Source organism: Leucothrix pacifica (assembly GCF_003172875.1).
Classification (GTDB): Bacteria; Pseudomonadota; Gammaproteobacteria; order Thiotrichales; family Thiotrichaceae; genus Leucothrix; species Leucothrix pacifica.
Genome location: NZ_QGKM01000004.1, coordinates 68,077 through 90,299, shown reverse-complemented (window position 1 = coordinate 90,299; position 22,223 = coordinate 68,077). Strand labels below are relative to the sequence as shown.

The 22,223-nt window shown below is 48.0% G+C and carries 14 protein-coding genes and 1 CRISPR repeat array; of the genes, 12 read left to right on the top strand and 2 right to left on the bottom strand.

Annotated elements, in window-relative coordinates; genetic code table 11:
* The first annotated feature begins 217 nt into the window (after positions 1-217).
* Genes casA through cas2e form a run of 7 tightly spaced genes read left to right on the top strand, consistent with a single transcriptional unit; the run spans position 218 to position 6,133 of the window.
* Positions 218-1,843 carry a type I-E CRISPR-associated protein Cse1/CasA gene (gene casA / locus DKW60_RS01980; protein WP_109835991.1) on the top strand — a complete coding sequence of 542 codons (1,626 nt, stop codon included), beginning with the start codon at positions 218-220 and terminating at the stop codon, positions 1,841-1,843.
* Positions 1,840-2,337, top strand: a complete 498-nt coding sequence (gene casB / locus DKW60_RS01975; RefSeq protein WP_109835990.1) for a type I-E CRISPR-associated protein Cse2/CasB — start codon at positions 1,840-1,842, stop codon at positions 2,335-2,337. Before casA ends, casB begins: the two co-directional genes overlap by 4 nt.
* A gap of 23 nt (positions 2,338-2,360) precedes the next feature.
* Positions 2,361-3,464 (top strand): type I-E CRISPR-associated protein Cas7/Cse4/CasC, encoded by a 1,104-nt coding sequence (gene cas7e / locus DKW60_RS01970; protein WP_109835989.1) that lies wholly within the window; start codon positions 2,361-2,363, stop codon positions 3,462-3,464.
* Positions 3,464-4,216, top strand: coding sequence for a type I-E CRISPR-associated protein Cas5/CasD (cas5e, locus tag DKW60_RS01965; protein WP_219988608.1), 753 nt, complete (start codon positions 3,464-3,466; stop codon positions 4,214-4,216). The genes cas7e and cas5e overlap by 1 nt, the downstream gene beginning before the upstream one ends.
* Positions 4,216-4,899, top strand: a complete 684-nt coding sequence (cas6e, locus tag DKW60_RS01960; RefSeq protein ID WP_109835988.1) for a type I-E CRISPR-associated protein Cas6/Cse3/CasE — start codon at positions 4,216-4,218, stop codon at positions 4,897-4,899. The genes cas5e and cas6e overlap by 1 nt, the downstream gene beginning before the upstream one ends.
* A 3-nt stretch (positions 4,900-4,902) precedes the next feature.
* A complete protein-coding gene (gene cas1e / locus DKW60_RS01955) occupies positions 4,903-5,829 on the top strand; it encodes a type I-E CRISPR-associated endonuclease Cas1e (protein ID WP_245929538.1) in 927 nt (308 codons plus the stop codon).
* A gap of 1 nt (position 5,830) precedes the next feature.
* Positions 5,831-6,133 (top strand): type I-E CRISPR-associated endoribonuclease Cas2e, encoded by a 303-nt coding sequence (cas2e, locus tag DKW60_RS01950; RefSeq protein ID WP_109835986.1) that lies wholly within the window; start codon positions 5,831-5,833, stop codon positions 6,131-6,133.
* Positions 6,134-6,215: 82 nt separating this feature from the next.
* Positions 6,216-14,114: a CRISPR direct-repeat array (repeat unit 29 nt; unit sequence GTGTTCCCCATAGGCATGGGGATGAACCG).
* A 159-nt stretch (positions 14,115-14,273) separates the two neighbouring features.
* Here cas2e and DKW60_RS01945 read toward each other — a convergent pair.
* Positions 14,274-14,579, bottom strand: a complete 306-nt coding sequence (locus tag DKW60_RS01945) for a hypothetical protein (RefSeq protein WP_109835985.1) — start codon at positions 14,577-14,579, stop codon at positions 14,274-14,276.
* Between the two features lie 68 nt (positions 14,580-14,647).
* On the opposite strand from DKW60_RS01945, the gene DKW60_RS01940 reads away from it, so the two are divergent.
* Genes DKW60_RS01940 through lolD form a run of 3 tightly spaced genes read left to right on the top strand, consistent with a single transcriptional unit; the run spans position 14,648 to position 17,875 of the window.
* Positions 14,648-15,895, top strand: a complete 1,248-nt coding sequence (locus tag DKW60_RS01940; protein WP_109835984.1) for a lipoprotein-releasing ABC transporter permease subunit — start codon at positions 14,648-14,650, stop codon at positions 15,893-15,895.
* On the top strand, positions 15,895-17,145 hold the full coding sequence (locus DKW60_RS01935; RefSeq protein ID WP_109835983.1) for a lipoprotein-releasing ABC transporter permease subunit: 1,251 nt from the start codon (positions 15,895-15,897) through the stop codon (positions 17,143-17,145). Before DKW60_RS01940 ends, DKW60_RS01935 begins: the two co-directional genes overlap by 1 nt.
* Complete coding sequence (gene lolD / locus DKW60_RS01930) at positions 17,138-17,875, top strand: lipoprotein-releasing ABC transporter ATP-binding protein LolD (RefSeq protein ID WP_109835982.1); 738 nt, start codon at positions 17,138-17,140, stop codon at positions 17,873-17,875. The genes DKW60_RS01935 and lolD overlap by 8 nt, the downstream gene beginning before the upstream one ends.
* Before the next feature lie 37 nt (positions 17,876-17,912).
* Here the strand turns inward: lolD and DKW60_RS01925 are convergent, their stop codons facing one another.
* A complete protein-coding gene (locus tag DKW60_RS01925; protein ID WP_109835981.1) occupies positions 17,913-18,458 on the bottom strand; it encodes a DUF2062 domain-containing protein in 546 nt (181 codons plus the stop codon).
* Positions 18,459-18,606: 148 nt separating this feature from the next.
* On the opposite strand from DKW60_RS01925, the gene DKW60_RS01920 reads away from it, so the two are divergent.
* On the top strand, positions 18,607-20,928 hold the full coding sequence (locus DKW60_RS01920) for a DNA internalization-related competence protein ComEC/Rec2 (RefSeq protein WP_109835980.1): 2,322 nt from the start codon (positions 18,607-18,609) through the stop codon (positions 20,926-20,928).
* A 196-nt stretch (positions 20,929-21,124) separates the two neighbouring features.
* Complete coding sequence (locus DKW60_RS01915; RefSeq protein ID WP_109835979.1) at positions 21,125-22,213, top strand: TRAP transporter substrate-binding protein; 1,089 nt, start codon at positions 21,125-21,127, stop codon at positions 22,211-22,213.
* Positions 22,214-22,223 lie beyond the last annotated feature (10 nt).

The window sequence follows — 22,223 nt, the reverse complement described above, 5'->3', positions numbered from 1 at the left end:
TAAATTTTAATAAGCATTAATGGTATTTATAAAATACAATTGTATTTTATTTTAGTTTGAGTTTCATGTTATGGTTAAGTCCTGTCCAATATTAAAGGAATATATGCCATGTCTGGACTTGTTGAGATTGTGGTTTCAGCCGTTGTATTTGCTTTGTTTATTGCTACTAATAAAGTAAAAAAAATTAACGTAGACCTTGTGAATAAGGAAGGTAAGCATGGTAAGTAATTTAATCAATGATGAGTGGATTCCTGTAATTCGTAGAAACGGCATAAGTGAGCTCATTGCCCCATGGCAGCTGACCGAACCAGATAATCCTGTCATCTCTATAAATGCACCACGTCCGGATTTCAATGGTGCATTAATGCAGTTTCTGATTGGTTTACTGCAAACAGCAGCAACACCCAAAGACTATAATCGTTGGCTCGATAAGTTCGAAGCGCCATATACGCCTAGTGAACTAAAAGAGTTGTTTTCGAAATATACAGACGCTTTTAAGCTAGTAGGAAAGCAAGGTGCATTCATGCAGGACTATGATGCACTGGAAGGCAGCAGTGTAAATGGTATTGCAGACTTATTAATAGAATCTCCGGGAGGCAACACCGTAAAGGAAAATAAAGATCACTTTATTAAACAAGGACGGGTCGAAATGATGTGTCCGGTGTGTGCTGCGACCGCGTTGTTTACATTACAAACTAATGCCCCTGCAGGTGGTCAAGGACATCGTACTTCATTGCGAGGTGGTGGTCCCTTAAGTACCTTAGCAGTACTTGACGAAACAAGTGATCTGCCGAGTGACCTTTGGAGAAATGTTTGGCTAAATGTGCTAGATCAACAAATGGTTGACACTCTCACAGGTAGTAAAAATAAAGCAGAATTTTCAGATATTTTTCCATGGTTGGCATCTACACGTACCAGCGAAAAAGTGGGTGGCGTTGGAACCACGCCGATGGATGTTAATCCATTACAAATGTACTGGGGTATGCCACGTCGGATTCGAATTAACTGGGACACAGTACAGCAAGGCCACTGTGATATTTGTGATGCGTATTCAGAGCGGTTAGTCAGTGAGTACAAAACTAAAAACTATGGTATTGACTACACTGGAGCATGGCAACACCCACTCAGTCCTCACTCTTTGAGTAAATCTGGAGACTTATTGCCTCAGCACGCACAGCCTGGTGGAATGACTTATCAACACTGGTTAAAAGTAGCGATTTATGACTCAGATAAAGAGCCTTCATATTTTAATGCATTGGTAGTGAGTCGTTATCGAGTGTTAGCACATGACTGGAAAGAGCAGTTACGTTTACATGCATTTGGTTATGACATGGATAATATGAAAGCACGTTGCTGGTATGAAACTACCTTTCCATTATTAATTGTTGATGATGACATACGACTGACTTTCTCTGGCCGAATACAAAACATGACTGAGGCCGCCAGTGAGTTTGCAGGCTTTGTTCGCTCATGTGTGAAGGAGGCGTGGTTTAAGCGTCCAGGGGATGCCAAGGGTGATACCACGTTCATATCTCAGAGCTTCTATCATCACACTGAAGAATCATTCTTTAAATCCGCAAAACACTTGCAAGAGGCTTTACAGAATGATGACGATGATAAAACAGTACTTCACCAGTGGCATCGAACACTAGTGAGTGCATCACAAGCACTATTTGATTATTGGGCTGCTCGCGGAGATATTGCTCAAGCCAATCCACGGCGTGTCGCAACCGCCAGAGATAAACTACGACGACTCGCCTACAGCAACAAAATTAAACAAGCTTTACAACTACCCAAAAACGCAAAGAAACCTGTCAGCACACTCAAAAAGGAGAACGCATGAAGTCAATGTTTAATAGTGATCAAGCATTTGGTGATGCTTTATTAAAATGGTGGGACCAACTCCAAGATCGTAACGGAGACCGTGCAGAGCTTCGGCGTGCGCAAACAGTTGAGGGTGTCGTTTTGTTGCCCGTTTTTCAGCGTGCTTGCGTAAGATTTGCCCCATACTTCAGGCATGAGCGAGATGATAGCTGGCAACTCCGTTTAGCTGCGATTTTAGGCTTATTGGCGCACGTACGTCAGCATAACCCAGAACAAAGCCTAGCTATTCAAATGGCAGGCAATCCACCAGTTGTTAGTGAATTACGCTTTCGCCGTCTTATTCAGCGTGACCGTGCTGATCTATATATTTCCATGATTCGCATACTGCGCATGCTGGGTAATAAAGCCAATCTAAATGATTTAGCTACTTCTGTTTATTACTGGGGTGATGATGTTAAGCGCCGGTGGGCTTTCGATTATTTCCCTAACACACCTGATAATGCATCTGCCTGATTACCTATTTTGAGGATTATTTTATGAGCCGTTTTGTACAACTACACTTGTTGACTTCTTACCCTCCAGCCAACTTGAATCGGGATGATTTGGGTAGACCAAAAACCGCCATGATGGGTGGTCAGCCACGTTTACGTGTGTCATCACAAAGCTTGAAACGTGCATGGCGCACTTCTGAGGTTTTTGCAGACAGCTTAAAAGGCCATGTGGGTACCCGTACCAAAGAAATGGGTGTTGAGGTATTTAAAGCGCTGCGAGATCAGGGAGTTGCTAAAAAAGATGCGTTGGATTGGACGAAGTCCATCGCAGAGCAGTTTGGAAAGTTGAAATCGCTTTCAGCTGGCGAAAAGAAAAGTCTCAACGATTTAGAGGATGATGAGAAACTAAAGCTAGAACTTAAAGAGGTCGAAATTGAACAACTAGCTCATTTTAGCCCTGAAGAGCGTCAGTTGATCGATGAACTAGTAACAGTATTGGTTGAGCGCAAAAGCAAACCTGAGAAAGAGGAGCTTGCTTTACTTCGTAATCAGCACACCGCAGCTGATATAGCTTTATTTGGTCGAATGTTGGCTTCTAAGCCTTTGTTTAACACAGAAGCGGCGGCACAGGTTGCTCATGCGGTGAGTGTTCACCCAGTGGTGGTTGAAGATGACTTTTTTACGGCAGTTGATGATTTGAATAGTGGTGAAGATGATGCAGGTGCAGCGCACCTTGGAGAGACAGAATTTGCCGCTGGATTATTCTACTTGTACCTGTGTATCGATAAAGCGTTGCTGGTTAAAAACCTGTCAGATAATGAGGAACTCGCCAATAAGACGCTTGCAGCTTTAATAGAAAGTGCAGCGACGGTTTCCCCTAGTGGGAAGCAGAACAGTTTTGCCTCTCGCGCCCGTGCCTCTTACATTCTTTGTGAAACAGGAAACCAGCAACCACGCTCTTTGTCAGTGGCATTCCTCAAGCCTGTTTCGGGTGCTGACATGCTTGATTCTGCAATAAAGCAGCTAGGTCTGACGGTTAAGAATATGGAGGAGGTTTACGGCAAATGTGCTGATCATCGTAGTAGCCTTAATGCGGTGACTGCTGAAGGCAGTTTAAGTGCTGTGATTCAGTGTGCAGCGGAGGCGTAATGATGCCCGATTTTTTGGTTTTTCAACTGCATGGCGCACTAGCGTCGTGGGGTGATATTGCCGTGGGGGAACATCGTCCAAGTGCAGGGCATCCCAGTAAGTCGGCCATTACTGGTTTACTGGCTGCTGCTATTGGCGTTGATCGTCAAGATGATGAGTCACAATTGCGGTTAAGTCGGGACTATCGCTTAGCGGTATGTGTGATTGAGGCTGGTGAGCTATTGCGGGATTACCACACAGTGCAAGTACCCGGTGGCAAGCGTGAGTACGCAAGTCGGAGTGATGAGCTAATGTTCGATAAACAAAACCTGAATACAATTCTGTCACAACGGGACTACCGAACAGATGCTTTGTACCAAATTGCGATAGAGTGTTGTTCTGATGCTCCGCTTTACCCTTTAGAGGAGCTGCGGGAAAAGCTTCTAAACCCGCACTTTACACTTTACCTTGGTCGAAAATCTTGCCCGGTTAGTTTGCCGCTGTTTCCTCAGCTTAGTACAGGTTGTTCTTTAAAGCAGGCGTTCGATCAATATCCTTCAGAAAAAGCAGCTACTTGGACTTATGCTTTAAAACCAAAGCAAACCAAATTACGTAGTTACTACTGGGAATCAGGTTTTTCAGAGGAAACACTCACTGGCCTGACAGCAACGATGGCATACCCAAGACGTGATCAGGTGAGCAGCCGTCAGCGTTGGCAGTTTTCAAACCGGGATGAGTTTTATTGTGCTGAAACCCGTCAAGGAGAGTTGTGATGTATCTAAGCCGAATGACTTTCAATCCCGTGATGGATTATCAGCAGCTAGCCAAATCGCTTTCTCAGGATGGTTACCGTGAACATCAGGCGCTATGGAGGTTATTTGATAATGACCCGGAAGCATCACGTGATTTCCTGTATCGCCGTGTGAATGAGCGGGGGCGCATCAAGTATTATATTTTGTCTCAGCGAATGCCCGTTGATTCTACAGGTCTGTGGATGATTGATCCGCCAAAACATTATGATCCTCAGTTGCTTGAAGGGCAGAGTCTATTTTTCACATTACGGGTGAACCCTGTTGTGACTATCAGTAGCACTGATGGAAAGAAGAGACGCCATGATGTTGTGATGCATGAAAAATGGCGTATTGGTTTTAAAGAACTTCCGCAAAGTGAAAAGCCTGCACTGCAAGAGATTGTTCAGACGAGTTGTCTACAGTGGTTATCAAAGCGATCAGAACCTAATGGCTTTGATGTTTCGCCTGAGCAGGTGTTGGTTGATGCTTATCATCGTCATGAAAGTTTGGCAAAAAGGCAGAAGCAGCCAGTGAAATACAGCACCGTGGATTTTCAAGGAACATTGACTGTGACTGATCCTGAATTATTCAGGAAGGTATTATTCAATGGAATGGGTAAGTCCAAGGCGTTTGGTTGTGGTTTGCTATTGGTACGGAGAGCCTAACTCATGTCAGATACCCCATTCCTCCCCCTAAAGCCCATCCCCATGAAAGATCGTGTCTCTATGGTATTTTTGAAGTACGGCCAAATTGATGTCAAAGATGGGGCATTTGTGCTTATTCAGGAGGATGAGGTTCGCACTCATATTCCGGTAGGTTCTATTGCTTGTATTATGTTGGAGCCGGGAACACGCGTTTCACATGCTGCTGTTCGGTTGGCGTCCGAGGTTGGGACATTACTGGTTTGGGTGGGCGAGGCTGGTGTGCGTTTGTATTCTGCTGGTCAGCCGGGCGGCGCGCGCTGTGATCGTTTGTTGTATCAAGCCAAGTTGGCGCTGGATGATAACTTGCGGTTAAAGGTGGTTCGCAAGATGTATGAGATTCGCTTTGGTGAGGCGGCACCGGCTAAGCGCAGTATTCAGCAATTGCGCGGAATTGAAGGGGCAAGGGTTCGTAAAACTTACGAACTTTTGGCAAAACGCTACAAAGTAGACTGGAAGCGCCGTAATTACAACCCAAATAATTGGGATGCCAGTGATATTCCTAACCGCTGTATGAGTGCAGCAACGTCTTGCTTGTATGGAATTACTGAAGCGGCGGTATTGGCAGCGGGTTATGCTCCGGCGATGGGCTTTATTCATTGGGGCAAGCCTTTATCTTTTGTTTATGATATAGCGGATATTTTTAAGTTCGATACGGTTGTACCTATTGCCTTTCAGGTGGCTGCTAAAAACCCTCGCAGCCCTGATCGTGAGGTGCGTATTGCTTGTCGTGACGCCTTTCGTCAGCAAAAGACATTGGCAAAGATTATTCCCATGATTGAAGAGGTGCTAGCTGCGGGTGAAATTAAACCGCCTGAAATGCCGGAAGAGTCTGTTCCTCCGGCAATACCACCTGCTCAATCAATGGGGGACTCTGGACACCGGAGTAAATGATATGGCGATGTTGGTGGTTGTGACTGAGAACGTTCCTCCCCGTCTACGAGGACGTTTAGCTATTTGGTTGTTACAGATTCGTGCGGGTGTTTATGTCGGGGATGTATCTAGCCGAGTTCGTGAAATGATTTGGGAGCAATGCAGTGAACTGAGTAGTGACGGCAATGTTGTGATGGCTTGGAAAACCAATACTGAGTCGGGTTTTGATTTTCAAACGATTGGAGAAAATCGTCGAATCCCTGTTGATATGGATAATTTACGACTTGTTTCATTTCTTCCTGAAGGTGAAGAACGTGCTCTTTAATAAAGTGGAATATTTAAGCAATTTAGTCGGTAGAATTTCTGGGTTCTGTTTTTCTTATTTAAACCAATGATTTAGAATTGGTGTGTTCCCCATAGGCATGGGGATGAACCGCCCCTTCTGGGCACGCCCCCTGCGGGATTAACGTGTTCCCCATAGGCATGGGGATGAACCGCCGGTCTGGGTGGCAACTTACATCGAGCAAGGGTGTTCCCCATAGGCATGGGGATGAACCGTTTGGGCGGGTATCGAAGCCACGGCAGCCGCTGTGTTCCCCATAGGCATGGGGATGAACCGACTATGCAGTGCGGCGTTGTAACGATGTGTCAGTGTTCCCCATAGGCATGGGGATGAACCGTGTGTGTCTGCTTCTTCGAGCGAGCTGCGGCTGTGTTCCCCATAGGCATGGGGATGAACCGAACGCAGCGGTAGGCCAAGTCTAAGAGTCGCAGTGTTCCCCATAGGCATGGGGATGAACCGATAAGATGCCATTGCATCCTGGTATTCTTTATGTGTTCCCCATAGGCATGGGGATGAACCGCAATCGGTCTACTTACAACGCCAATAAGACAAGTGTTCCCCATAGGCATGGGGATGAACCGATTCATGAAACGGTTTGCGGTGTTGCCAGAGGGTGTTCCCCATAGGCATGGGGATGAACCGTGCGCCCAGGTGAAAGTTGGGCCGAGCGCTGTCGTGTTCCCCATAGGCATGGGGATGAACCGTTGAAATCATCTTGGGGCATGCTGAATCCAGAGTGTTCCCCATAGGCATGGGGATGAACCGCAGGTTTAGCGGTAATCCATTGTCAGGCATGAGTGTTCCCCATAGGCATGGGGATGAACCGCAAGTCAGGAGCCTTAAAGCGCGTACCAGAAAGTGTTCCCCATAGGCATGGGGATGAACCGGAAATACCGGATGGTTCGGTAGATGCGATTATGTGTTCCCCATAGGCATGGGGATGAACCGACTAGTCAGGGAAAAGAATCTCCTTGTTATAAGTGTTCCCCATAGGCATGGGGATGAACCGCTTAATCCAACAGTTATAAATATTGAACGACAGTGTTCCCCATAGGCATGGGGATGAACCGGTGAGCTTGCTACGGCTTACGGCTCATTGGGTGTGTTCCCCATAGGCATGGGGATGAACCGTCTTCGTTTGGCATTTAAATGACCGGACGCTTGTGTTCCCCATAGGCATGGGGATGAACCGTTCTGAAACGCCTGCTTAATCTCAGCATTCTGGTGTTCCCCATAGGCATGGGGATGAACCGGTATCGGTATCGTCTGGTCATGGTACTGGGAAGTGTTCCCCATAGGCATGGGGATGAACCGTTCTTTAGTCTGCTTATGCCGTGCAATGCGTCGTGTTCCCCATAGGCATGGGGATGAACCGAAAATCAGTTTTGATTTAGTTGAAGATATGAAGTGTTCCCCATAGGCATGGGGATGAACCGTACAACAATGAGTTTTTTGTAAGCTCCTGCCAGTGTTCCCCATAGGCATGGGGATGAACCGTGAGCGTATGGATGTAAGGTTATCTATTGGATGTGTTCCCCATAGGCATGGGGATGAACCGCGTGACACTAATACCTGCTTGTTGAAGTGCTTGTGTTCCCCATAGGCATGGGGATGAACCGGCATACAGGCCAATAAGACTGGTGCACGCTAGGTGTTCCCCATAGGCATGGGGATGAACCGTGTCAACGCTGATCAAACCGCCCTATCCTCAGGTGTTCCCCATAGGCATGGGGATGAACCGTTCGTTAACTGGTGGAATAACATCAGCCTGAAGTGTTCCCCATAGGCATGGGGATGAACCGCTGGGTAAAAAGGTGTTGAACTGGTGGAACGGGTGTTCCCCATAGGCATGGGGATGAACCGGCGCAGAGAATGTTTGAAGCAAAGCTGATTGAGTGTTCCCCATAGGCATGGGGATGAACCGACATTGGGGATGATTTGTTTGATGCCATGATGGTGTTCCCCATAGGCATGGGGATGAACCGCCGCTGAACGAGTTCTTTAAGCTGTCAATCATGTGTTCCCCATAGGCATGGGGATGAACCGTTGATGACTACATTGCGAATGTGAATGCTAATGTGTTCCCCATAGGCATGGGGATGAACCGGCAGTACGCGACTACAAACGAGCGGCATTAGTGTGTTCCCCATAGGCATGGGGATGAACCGCCGACTCAGTCAGTCGCATTTATGATCGCAACGTGTTCCCCATAGGCATGGGGATGAACCGCCAATGCCCAACCCTAAGCGAGCAAAAGACACGTGTTCCCCATAGGCATGGGGATGAACCGTCCTGTTCAAAAACGGCGCTCGCCCTGGTGGCGTGTTCCCCATAGGCATGGGGATGAACCGAAGAATTTTTTTTCTTGATTGGGTAGCTCTTCGTGTTCCCCATAGGCATGGGGATGAACCGTCTGTTTGACGCATAACATCTTTGATGCGTATGTGTTCCCCATAGGCATGGGGATGAACCGCCTCATTATCCATCATGAGGCCACCCAGTACGGTGTTCCCCATAGGCATGGGGATGAACCGGTTCGCCGTGAGCATGGAATCGTATATGCACTGTGTTCCCCATAGGCATGGGGATGAACCGACGAGTTCGACGGCTCCATGTCAACGACCGTCGTGTTCCCCATAGGCATGGGGATGAACCGAAAAAAACACAATTACCACGGTCAACAATCAAGTGTTCCCCATAGGCATGGGGATGAACCGTTGGGGATATACTCCCCTTCCAACTTCAGCAGGTGTTCCCCATAGGCATGGGGATGAACCGCCGCCTCCTCACCAACCACTGGCTCGTTACTTGTGTTCCCCATAGGCATGGGGATGAACCGTGATCGTCTGATTACTGAGACCGTAATCAGCCGTGTTCCCCATAGGCATGGGGATGAACCGCTGTCCATCTGATTGCTTTGACGCTAAAAACGGTGTTCCCCATAGGCATGGGGATGAACCGGCTCCCACGCTTCGAACGTCATCGGCAGGGACGTGTTCCCCATAGGCATGGGGATGAACCGGTCACGGTGTTAGCGCACGACGTGGCCTTTTTGTGTTCCCCATAGGCATGGGGATGAACCGTTTAACTTCAACAGCATTTTACGAGGCGACATGTGTTCCCCATAGGCATGGGGATGAACCGTGCTTTTCATTTTGACAACAGTATTGAGTATGGTGTTCCCCATAGGCATGGGGATGAACCGTCGATCAGCTCTTGTCGGTAGGTGTAGATCGCGTGTTCCCCATAGGCATGGGGATGAACCGAACAACGCATAAAAAAAGGCGACTATAAAAGCGTGTTCCCCATAGGCATGGGGATGAACCGCTAACGAAAAAGCGGCAACAGCTGCATTGAAGGTGTTCCCCATAGGCATGGGGATGAACCGCAGTTGACGACGCAGGCACATTCTCCGGTTATGTGTTCCCCATAGGCATGGGGATGAACCGAACTCGTTCACTGGGATATACCGCTAACCTGGGTGTTCCCCATAGGCATGGGGATGAACCGATCCCGACCGGACACCGCAGTGCCAGGCATTCGTGTTCCCCATAGGCATGGGGATGAACCGCTGGTACAACGAAGAAATCGCAATGGCCTTCGGTGTTCCCCATAGGCATGGGGATGAACCGCCCAACGCATCTGAAATGGCTTGGCTTGATGCGTGTTCCCCATAGGCATGGGGATGAACCGTTTTCAAGCTCTTGACTGTCGCCACCCAAGCTGTGTTCCCCATAGGCATGGGGATGAACCGCCAATGGGTTTAATCGCGTACCCAACCGCAGCGTGTTCCCCATAGGCATGGGGATGAACCGGCTGCTACCGTGCCATGCGCTGGCGTCGCTGTGTGTTCCCCATAGGCATGGGGATGAACCGTTAAAACACTCATTGGCGCAGCCGGTGAAGTTGTGTTCCCCATAGGCATGGGGATGAACCGATCCTTTGCTAGCCGGACCAAGCGACGGAGAAGTGTTCCCCATAGGCATGGGGATGAACCGACCAAAGATAAATATTTATTTGTCTTTATAGAGTGTTCCCCATAGGCATGGGGATGAACCGTAATCACCAGATGGATCAGAAAGGAAGGCATCGTGTTCCCCATAGGCATGGGGATGAACCGGAGAACCAGCAAAGCCAAAGCGCACTGAATATGTGTTCCCCATAGGCATGGGGATGAACCGTGTCTGTTTTCCCTAAAAAATAATTGTAATTAGTGTTCCCCATAGGCATGGGGATGAACCGTATCATCCGCAAGTTCATCTTGCTGTATCTTAGTGTTCCCCATAGGCATGGGGATGAACCGGCACTGGATCAAATTGAGTTAGCAATGGAGACGTGTTCCCCATAGGCATGGGGATGAACCGGGAATAACCCAGACATTTTTGACTTTGATACCGTGTTCCCCATAGGCATGGGGATGAACCGACGTGAACATGAGTTTGATTCTGATGAAGCGCGTGTTCCCCATAGGCATGGGGATGAACCGAATACCCGCAGAGCGCGCTCATGGTTCGAAAAGTGTTCCCCATAGGCATGGGGATGAACCGCCAGCGAGTGGATCGCTGGTCACACCAGTCCCGTGTTCCCCATAGGCATGGGGATGAACCGCCAGTAAACACTACAAAGCACTGGCTCCCAAAGTGTTCCCCATAGGCATGGGGATGAACCGTCGTTATAGATGCGGGCACTGGCGTGGCGCAGGTGTTCCCCATAGGCATGGGGATGAACCTCTCGCACGATCACGGATATTGACCCGTATTTAGTGTTCCCCATAGGCATGGGGATGAACCGTATGTATTTATTTTCGGAGCATGAGGAATTTAGTGTTCCCCATAGGCATGGGGATGAACCGTGAGATTTCAGAAAATCTATTATTAATGTTTTGTGTTCCCCATAGGCATGGGGATGAACCGCTGTTAGGATTTATTAACTATCGCACCCATAAGTGTTCCCCATAGGCATGGGGATGAACCGGGTGCTGATACGCTTGTAGAACTGCTAAATGAGTGTTCCCCATAGGCATGGGGATGAACCGGAGAACTGTTTGACGCAAACATGAGTGCTGCGGTGTTCCCCATAGGCATGGGGATGAACCGCCATTGCCATTGACCCAGGAGGATAACCCGCTGTGTTCCCCATAGGCATGGGGATGAACCGGCAGCTTTGAATCCGTCTGGTAGCCATTGGTCGTGTTCCCCATAGGCATGGGGATGAACCGTCGGTCTGGGTCACTTGTTTCATTCCCCTATAGTGTTCCCCATAGGCATGGGGATGAACCGTAATGGTGGATTAGATAACCCGAACAATCGCAGTGTTCCCCATAGGCATGGGGATGAACCGCACGTCATGCCTGCCAGATATCAGCAGGGCGAGTGTTCCCCATAGGCATGGGGATGAACCGTGCTAAACGCGGAGAAGAAACCGACGCTACTAGTGTTCCCCATAGGCATGGGGATGAACCGTCGTATCCCAACCGGGTACGCTGCCATTAGTCGTGTTCCCCATAGGCATGGGGATGAACCGTCGTATCCCAACCGGGTACGCTGCCATTAGTCGTGTTCCCCATAGGCATGGGGATGAACCGGTATCTCAGCTTTAAGCGCTACGAACGGTGGAGTGTTCCCCATAGGCATGGGGATGAACCGGCAAACGAACCAACAGGTCAGCTTTAAAGACTGTGTTCCCCATAGGCATGGGGATGAACCGGTATAAGGCGCGCATGCGTGCATTGGTGTTAGGTGTTCCCCATAGGCATGGGGATGAACCGTTACCGCCAACAAGCGCGCGATTGCAGGTGCCGTGTTCCCCATAGGCATGGGGATGAACCGCCCCTCAAAGAGATACTGGAAGAATCACCCGTGTGTTCCCCATAGGCATGGGGATGAACCGCGACACGCTGTCAACACCGGAGTCATTATCAAGTGTTCCCCATAGGCATGGGGATGAACCGGTAGGAGAGAGAGATTACATTATCAAGCATATGTGTTCCCCATAGGCATGGGGATGAACCGAATCCCTGAAGCAGTTGACGCCACACGTAAGTGTGTTCCCCATAGGCATGGGGATGAACCGGCGCGCTATACACCACAATGCCGCGGCTGTCAGTGTTCCCCATAGGCATGGGGATGAACCGCACCGTCGGGCTACCAATCAAGTGCGCTGCAGGTGTTCCCCATAGGCATGGGGATGAACCGGGTGGTGGCACTCCGCCAGTACCAGCGCCAACGTGTTCCCCATAGGCATGGGGATGAACCGCTTTCGCCTGACCTATAAACCCATTCTAAGTGGTGTTCCCCATAGGCATGGGGATGAACCGGTTACCGCCCAGCATGACTTTTGAAAAGCCGTGTGTTCCCCATAGGCATGGGGATGAACCGACTTTGAGCGCAGCAAGCAAGCACTCATCGACGTGTTCCCCATAGGCATGGGGATGAACCGGAATATCCAGCCCCAGAACGGTGCCAGCTGCAGTGTTCCCCATAGGCATGGGGATGAACCGCTGTTGACGCATCAATTCGTGCATTTATCCAAGTGTTCCCCATAGGCATGGGGATGAACCGCGCCTGAATCTCATCAACTTGCGCATCAGTATGTGTTCCCCATAGGCATGGGGATGAACCGCCTGATAGAAGAAGTCTCACCCGTTAAAGAGGGTGTTCCCCATAGGCATGGGGATGAACCGCAGTAAAAGGCTGCGTTAAGTAATCAGGATAAGTGTTCCCCATAGGCATGGGGATGAACCGTCAATGATTATTCCGGTGAACAACAACTCCGGGTGTTCCCCATAGGCATGGGGATGAACCGGATATGCTGGATCAGATGATCGAACGCTATGTGTGTTCCCCATAGGCATGGGGATGAACCGTTATGACAATCGGTAAAGCCATAAACGACTATGTGTTCCCCATAGGCATGGGGATGAACCGCTTTAATTAATAAATCCTAGCAGCTTGTAATTGTGTTCGCCATAGGCATGGGGATGAACCGTTTTCTGAGGGCAGCCCGTTCCCTAAGGAGTGGTGTTCCCCATAGGCATGGGGATGAACCGGATTGAATGGCGTGTTTATAACGCGTTCCTTCGTGTTCCCCATAGGCATGGGGATGAACCGTCTAATTGACTTATAATATGACTTATTCTTAAGTGTTCCCCATAGGCATGGGGATGAACCGCAGACACGATGGGTATCTCCGGGTTCATGTATGTGTTCCCCATAGGCATGGGGATGAACCGACACCAGCCGGCGAAGAAGCGGTAGTGATTCAGTGTTCCCCATAGGCATGGGGATGAACCGTCTTACCAGCAATTAGCAGTCTGAAAGCTTCTGTGTTCCCCATAGGCATGGGGATGAACCGGCCGCGCCACTATTTCAGAGAGTCTGGCTAGTGTGTTCCCCATAGGCATGGGGATGAACCGATTCATCGCAGCTAGCTTGGCTTCAGGTGTATGTGTTCCCCATAGGCATGGGGATGAACCGCAAAGGATGTAATCGAAAAGCTTGGCTTGGACGTGTTCCCCATAGGCATGGGGATGAACCGTGGCTACACATCAGCGCAGGCTGATGCCAAAAGTGTTCCCCATAGGCATGGGGATGAACCGAATGGTGGGCTGGCGTTGTTGACGTTGCGGCAGTGTTCCCCATAGGCATGGGGATGAACCGACTTCCGGAACGTCTTTAAACAGGCGGCGCTTGTGTTCCCCATAGGCATGGGGATGAACCGCCACATTGCTTAATAAACGTGCGTTTCTTGAAGTGTTCCCCATAGGCATGGGGATGAACCGCCAGTGCTACAGTTGGCCATGGCAACGGCAGAGTGTTCCCCATAGGCATGGGGATGAACCGCTTGACGGATTCACTCGTAAAATCCTAGCAGCGTGTTCCCCATAGGCATGGGGATGAACCGGCCATCGTGTGGTACGAACTTCGGTAGCTGTGGTGTTCCCCATAGGCATGGGGATGAACCTAAAAAAGATGCTGGTTCGAAATACTTTCGACCTTGGATACATACTCAATTATCGAGCTGTTGCCGTATGAAGAATAGCTAAGCTACTAGTTACAAAAATAATAGCTGACTTAATCACGCCCTGTCAGTAAACTGCCACACGCCAGTAGAAACTCATCTATTAGCGATGCACCACCGTATGAACCACATGTTTGTTTTCGAAGTAAACTGAGAAGTTACCATAGTTCCAGCGAGTAATTCGTGGGTGTTTGCGGCTGACTTTTCCTTTGGAAGTAGTGATTTTTTTAGCGCTTCCGTATTTCGCTTTGACTGATTTCATGGAGACGCCACGACGCGGTGTATCGGCTTTTGTGATGACTTTAGCCTGTCCGTCAATCTTTAGAATTTCGGCTTGTGCTATGTTCGATGCTGATAATAACGACAAAATGGTTAATGATGCAGTCAGCAATAAAGGATTAAGTTTCATGGTGTTCACCAGATTACTCATTATTTTAGTTGGTATAAAAGTGCCTGTGATAAACAATAAGATGCGATATGTTTAAACCATTAGAATTATTTATTGGTTTGCGATATACGCGATCCAAACACAAGAATCACTACATTTCTTTTATCTCGTTAGCGTCAATGCTAGGGATTATGATTGGGGTATTAGCACTGATCACGGTTCTTTCTGTGATGAATGGGTTTGAGAAAGAACTACGGGAAAGAATACTGGGCATGGTTTCTCATGTCACGGTTTCAGGGACAGATGGTAAATTAAGCAGCTGGCAGGCGTTAGACCAGCAATTAGCGACCAATAATCAGGTTGAGGGCATCGCGCCATACATCCAGCAGCAAGTCATGATCAGCGCCAATGGTGAAGTGCGTGGCGTATTAATGCAGGGTATTCAGCCGGAAAGACAAAGTGCAGTCAGCAAGTTAGAAGAGAATATGTTGGACGGTAGTCTGGATACCTTTGCTGACCGTGAGTATATGATTGCGATTGGGCGAGAGCTGGCTAATTCGATTGGTGCGTTTATTGGCGATAAGGTCACGGTGATTACACCATCCGCTAAAGTCACGCCCGCCGGTGTATTGCCACGCATGAAGCGATTCACTGTCAGCGCTATCTATAAAATGAATATGCGCGACTATGACAGTTCCACGGCGTTTATTCATATGGATGATGCAGCCCGATTGTTTAAGATGAAAGGGCAGGTCAGCGGCTTGCGCATTCGTTTGGATGATCTGTTTGAAGCCCAATCCGTTGCCAATACCTTGCAAAATGAGCTGGGTGATGAGGTCAAAGTCAGCGATTGGGGACGGGATAACAAAACCTTCTTTAGCGCGATCCGTATGGAGAAGACCATGATGTTCTTTATCCTGTTATTAATCGTGGTGGTTGCTGCGTTTAATCTGGTTTCATCATTGGTGATGGTCGTGAATGATAAACAGGCGGATATTGCGATTCTCAGAACACTGGGTATTTCACCGAATTCCATCAAAAAAATATTCATGATTCAGGGCAGTATTATCGGAGTATCCGGTGCGATTTTAGGAGCGATTGGTGGTGTCTTACTGGCGGGTAATCTTGAAACGATTATTCCGGCGCTTGAGGATTTCTTTGGTGCCAAAATATTCCCCGAAGATATCTTCTACATTTCCAAAGTGCCGTCTGAGTTACATATGTCAGATGTTTGGATGATTACTGTCGCGGCATTAGTGCTGGCAGTTTTGGCAACCATTTATCCGGCGAACCGCGCGGCAGCCGTTCAACCCGCTGAATCACTGAGGTACGAATAATGTTTCAACCCTTAGAAGCGGCCATTGGCTTACGCTATACCCGAGCGCGCCGCGAAAAAAGCTTTGTCTCCTTTATTTCATTTGCTTCGATGATCGGTATCGCACTGGGTGTGATTGTATTGATTACGGTGCTGTCGGTAATGAATGGTTTTGAACAAGCCATGCGCGACCGGATTCTGGGTGTGCTGTCGCATGTCACAGTGTCAGAGACCGATGCCCAAGTGGCTAACTGGCAGCAACGTCGCGAAGAATTACTCAAGCTAGAGCACGTTGTTGCAGCTGCGCCGTTTGTTGAAAAGCAGGTGATGCTGAACGAAGGTGGCAGTGTTCAGGGTGCGATTTTAGAAGGTGTATTGCCTGAGTTTGAAAAGCAAACCGGTAATGTCAGTCAGCACATGATGGAAGGCAAAGGCAGTTTTGATCAACTGGTCGCTGGCGAGAATAATATTATTCTTGGTGTGAAGCTTGCTGAGTCACTTAAAGTCGATGTCGGTGATAGTGTGACCTTGTTGACGCCCACTGCTGGTGCGGATTTGGGTGAAATCCCGATTCTGAAGCAGTTCAATATAACAGGTATTTTCCGGGTTGACCTGCAGCAATATGATCAGGGCACGGTATTCGTTCATATGGAGGATGCCGCTTCCTTGTTTGAGATGGGTGATCAGGTTACCGGTGTGCGTTTACGTCTGAATGACTTGTATAAGTCACGTGTTGTGAGTGACCAGGTCGCGGCAACCTCCGGCACAGATTACTGGGTGAGTGACTGGACACGCCAAAACGAAAACTTCTTCAAAGCCATTCAGCTACAAAAGACCATGATGTTCTTTTTATTAGGACTGATTATCGCAGTAGCGGCGTTTAATCTGGTTTCGACACTGGTCATGGTAGTGACTGATAAAGGGTCTGACATCGCTATATTCCGCACATTAGGTATGACGCCACGCAATGTGATGAAAGTGTTTATGGTTCAGGGCACATTGATTGGTGTGATCGGCACTATTTTAGGGGTGATATTCGGCGTGTTATTGGCTGTAAACGTTGATGTCATTGTGCCATTTCTTGAGCGGATCTTTAACGTCAACTTTATCTCAGAAGATGTCTATGGCATCAGCACATTAGAATCTGTGGTTCGTTTTTCTGATGTGGCATTGATTGCCATCGCTGCATTGGTGTTGTCTATGTTGGCAACGCTTTATCCTTCCTGGAAAGCCTCCAGAGTACAACCTGCCGAAGCATTAAGGTATGAATAAAATGAGTGAAAATAATACTGTTATTTCTTGTCAGGGTTTGCGCAAGCGCTTTATGGAAGGCAAACTGGACGTTGAGGTACTAAAGGGTATTGATCTGGATATCAAAGCCGGAGAGAAAGTTGCGATTGTTGGTAGCTCCGGAAGCGGTAAAAGTACCTTATTGCATCTACTGGGTGGTCTGGATTTACCAAGTCAGGGCGCAGTAACTGTGTTGGGTAACAACATGGCTAACTTATCTGATGCGGATCGCGGTAAGTTAAGAAACCAGTCCATGGGGTTTATTTACCAGTTCCATCACCTATTGGCTGAGTTCACTGCATTAGAAAATGTAGCGATGCCACTGTTGATTCGTGGTTTAGAAGTGGCTGATGCGACCAGGCAGGCGACTGAGATTCTGGTTAAAGTAGGGCTGGGATCACGCTTACAACATAAGCCAGGACAGTTATCAGGTGGTGAACGCCAGCGTGCCGCGATTGCTCGTGCACTAGTCACCCGACCCGCTGCGATTCTCGCTGATGAACCAACAGGTAATCTGGATCAGAAAACAGCATTGCAAGTATTTAGCTTGATGCAAGAGTTGAATGATGATTTGCAGACAGCCTTCATCATTGTCACGCATGATTTACAGCTCGCTGAAAAGATGGATCGGCAGTTCAGTTTGGTGGATGGTCATCTCAGTGAAATCACTGTTGGTCACCACCGTGCAGATGAGACGCTGGTCAGCGCTTAAGTCTCTGTAGCAAGGTTTGTATGCAGTGGCGGAGTTACTAGCTGACTTCGTCCGCTTTTGATTTGTTGTTGATTGCGCGTGTTGAGCGGCTGTTTTGTTGTTTACGAATATTGTAGCGCCAGATAAATTGAACGACCAGGTAGCCCAGCATCGAGGAAAATAACGCCAGTAAAAAGCTGCCCAGAAACAACGGTTGCCAGATTTGTCCCAGACTATTCACCAGCCATTCCAGGCTTAATTCAATGTCTATTTTTTCTTCTTTTCCACCCAATATCAGACTGCCTAGCCGGTAGGCAAAGTAAAACATAGGTGGAATCGTTATCGGATTGGTGACAAACACCAAGGCGACGGATAAGGCCAGGTTTGCACGAAAATACAAAGCACCGAAGGCAGCGATCACTGACTGAAATGGAAATGGAATCCAGGTGCAAAACAGCCCGATAGCAAACGCTCTGGATACTGAGTGGCGGTTAAAATGCCAGAGGCTTGGTTGGTGTAGCCGACTTCCAAGAAAACCTAGACCGGGCGTCTCTTTAATCCGCTTCGGGTCGGGGGAGTATCGTTTAAAAAACTTTTTTGGCATGCCGCTGACGCACCAGGGTTTGAGTTATTAAAAATGCGATGTCACGCGTGCATTAACTGGTTCAGCTATAGTGCAACTATCCTGCGTTAAAGTTCCACAAAAAATGGATCTTCTGTTGGGATAATGCTCTAAATGGTTAACGATATTCATGCGTAAGATGGCAATAGGCCTATTGCTCGGCAGTATGTCAGCCTTACTCCTTGCTGATTTACCTCACTTTGTCCTGAGCGGCAGTATACTGTTTGTGAGCGTTTTTTTCCCGATCTATTTTAACTTGAACGGTAAAAGTATTTTCTCCTTGTTATTGGCGGTAATGATCGGGTTTAGCCTGACAACATTTGTTGCCGATCTTCAAAAACGCGCTTCATTCACTGCAGCTCATGAAGGCAAAGATTTGGTGGTCACCGGTAAAGTGGCCAGTATGGTGAGCTTTCATGACAATAGTTTGTCGTTTCTCTATAAAGTGAGCAGTGCCAAGACAGTAGAAGGTGATGTTTCACTCAACTGGAATGGTTTAATACGTCTGAGCGCATACCGCGATCTGCCTGATGTGAAGGCCGGTGAGCACTGGCAATTCCAAGTACGTCTAAAACGCAGTTCCGGATTCATGAATCCTGCGGGGTTTGATTATGAGAAGTGGCTATTTGCAGAAGGGATCGATGCAAGAGGGTATCTGAGAAAGTCCACGCTTCACAAACGCCTTGAAGATGCACCGTGGTATTCCATTAATCAATGGCGCGCTTCGATTCATGACAATATTCATCGTCTGGTCAAAGAAGAGAATAACGCAGCGATTATCAGTGCCTTAATGATTGCAGATAAATCGGCAGTGTCGCAACGACAATGGGAAGTGCTGAGAGAGACAGGTACCAGTCATTTGATGGCAATCTCTGGCTTGCACATCGGTTTAGTCGCAGCATTTGGTGTTGTGGTGGTTTATTCGATTTGGTGGTTGTTTCCGATCTTGAGCCTCCATGTGCCAGTAAGAACAGCGGGCGCTGTGTTGGGGGTAGTGTTTGCATTGATCTATGCCTTACTCGCCGGATTGAGCATTCCGACACAGCGTGCTTTGTTAATGGTCGTGGTTGCGTTGGTCTTTTTGATGAGCCGGCAATACTTCAGTCCTTCAAGAGTGCTGGCGATGGCTATGGTCGTAGTGTTAATCGCTAATCCTCTGGCGGTGATGAGTGTCGGTTTTTTTCTGTCATTCTCTGCGGTAACGATTATTTTGTGGATTCTATCCAGACACACTGGTGAGCAGCGGTTTAATTTACTTCGCCTGCAAGGGTATTTGTCACTGCTGATGATACCGATTGGCTTTGTGTTTTTCGGCGAAGGTTCGCTGGTGTCGCCGCTTGCCAACTTAATCGCTATTCCCTGGGTGTCATTGGTGGTTGTGCCATTTAGCTTTTTAGCCGTTTTACTCAGTTATGTGAGTGATAGTTTGTCGTTGTTTGTATTCGATTTCATCACGCTGCATCTTGAGGGCTTATTTAGTTTGCTTGAGCGCTTAGCGGAATTCCCGAAAGCGAGTATTAGCAAACAAGCATTGCCTTTGTTGCTGAGTACTTTGCTGGTCGTCGTTGCAGCGTTAATGTTATTGCCATCAGGTACGAAATGGCGATATACCGCAGTATTAGCCTTAATTCCTCTGGTACTGTATCAATCACCTAAACCTGGTCAGGGAGACTTTTGGTTGACGGTACTGGATGTTGGGCAGGGCTTAGCGGTGGTTGTTCAAACACGGGACAAGACCTTAGTGTACGACACAGGAGACAGACCCAATGAAAATTTCGATCTTGGAAAGATGGTCGTTCTGCCCTACTTGCAGCAACAATCCACGCAGCAGATCGATGCTTTAGTTGTCTCCCATGATGACAGAGACCATAGAGGTGGGGCTTCAGCTTTGTTTGATGCGTTGCTTGTTGATAAGCTCTATTCCAATAGATCCGATGCTTTAGAGGGCTACGAGGCAATTGTTTGTCAGCAAGCGATGACATGGTCCTGGAATGATGTTGTTTTTGAGTTTTTACACCCCGGGCCATCGATGACGGGTAAAGATAATGACCGCTCCTGTGTGCTTAAAGTTAGTAATCCGCAGCATTCTGTTTTATTAACCGGCGACATACTTAAAAGAGCGGAACGTTTACTTCTCAAACTACAGCGTGATAAATTGGATTCAGATATTCTTCTGATGCCGCATCATGGCAGTAATAGTTCTTCGACAGGCGCCTTTATCAGTGCGGTGAGTCCGCAATGGGCGATAGCTTCTGCTGGATACCGCAGCCGTTTTAAACACCCTCACACACGTGTACTAAAGCGTTATGAAGCGCAGGGTGTTGGTATTTTGAATACTGCGGATGATGGCGCAGTGCAATTTCATCTTTCAAGGAATGATGAGGTGCGTAAGCCAACTCGTTACAGGCTGGATAATGGCCGGTTTTGGTCGAGAATTCCAACAACTAACTAGCTTTTTTAAGGGTGGTAATGTTTCATATTGGTGCAAATAAGGCGGCATGTTGATATACGTATCTTATACAGCTTCAGCCGTTTTACTTTCCCTGTTTTATAAGCAATAATGAATTGGCTTATCATTTTTGAGTGCTCCGGAATCAATGGCAAACGCCACTGGGGTTTTATAATAGATAATGAGGATGAGGATCCGTATGAATAGACGTGATGTGTTAAAAGGTGCAGCATTTGGGGCAGTGGCTACTGCAGGTACTGTTGCAGCACCAGCGATCGCTAAAGATCGTATCGAAGTAAATATGGTTTCAACCTGGCCTCGTGACTTCCCTGGTTTGGGAACAGGTGCACAGCGTTTTGCTGAGCGTGTTAACGTCATGAGTGACGGACGCATCAAGATCAACTACTTTGCAGCCGGCGAGCGTGTTAAAGCGTTTGACGTGTTTGATGAGGTTGCTGCAGGTAACGCGCAGATGTACCACGGTGCTGAGTACTATTTCAAAGGCAAGCACCCTGGTTTTGCTTACTTCACTTCTGTTCCGTTTGGTTTGACGTACACAGAAATGAACGCATGGATTCGTTTCGGTGGTGGTCAGGAGTTATGGGACAAGCTCGCTGGCGAGTTCGGTCTTAAAGGTCTTATGTGCGGTAACACGGGTGTCCAGATGGGCGGTTGGTTCCGTAAAGAGATCAAGTCTGCTGATGACCTGAAAGGTCTTAAAATGCGTATTCCTGGTTTGGGTGGTGATGTTATGGCTAAGCTAGGTGCTTCGCCGGTATCACTTCCTGGTGGTCAGATTTATGAGAACCTGGTATCCGGTGCGATTGAAGCGACTGAGTGGGTTGGCCCATGGAATGACCAGATCATGAAGTTCTATGAAGCGGCTAAGTTCTACTATTATCCTGGTATGCACGAGCCTGGCGCTATGCTGTCTCTGAGCATGAACAAGAAGTGGTGGGATAGCTTGTCTAAAGCTGATCAAATGCTGATTGAAGCGGCATCTTCCATGGAAAATGATGTGATGATGGCAGAGTATAACGCAAAGAACGGTGCGGCTTTGGCTACATTGCTAACCGAGCACGGTGTTCAGTTGCGTAAGTTCTCTGAAGATACTTACGATAGCTTCGGTGAAGCGTCTGAAGAAGTATTCGCGGATGTTGTTAAGCACAGTGACTTGGCAAAAGAAATCCACGATAGCTTCGTTAAAGCACGTACTGAAGTAGGTTCGTGGGCTAAGATCTCTGATCAGGCTTACGTATCTGAGCGTAACCGTGTATTGGATTTGTAATTCCAATGAT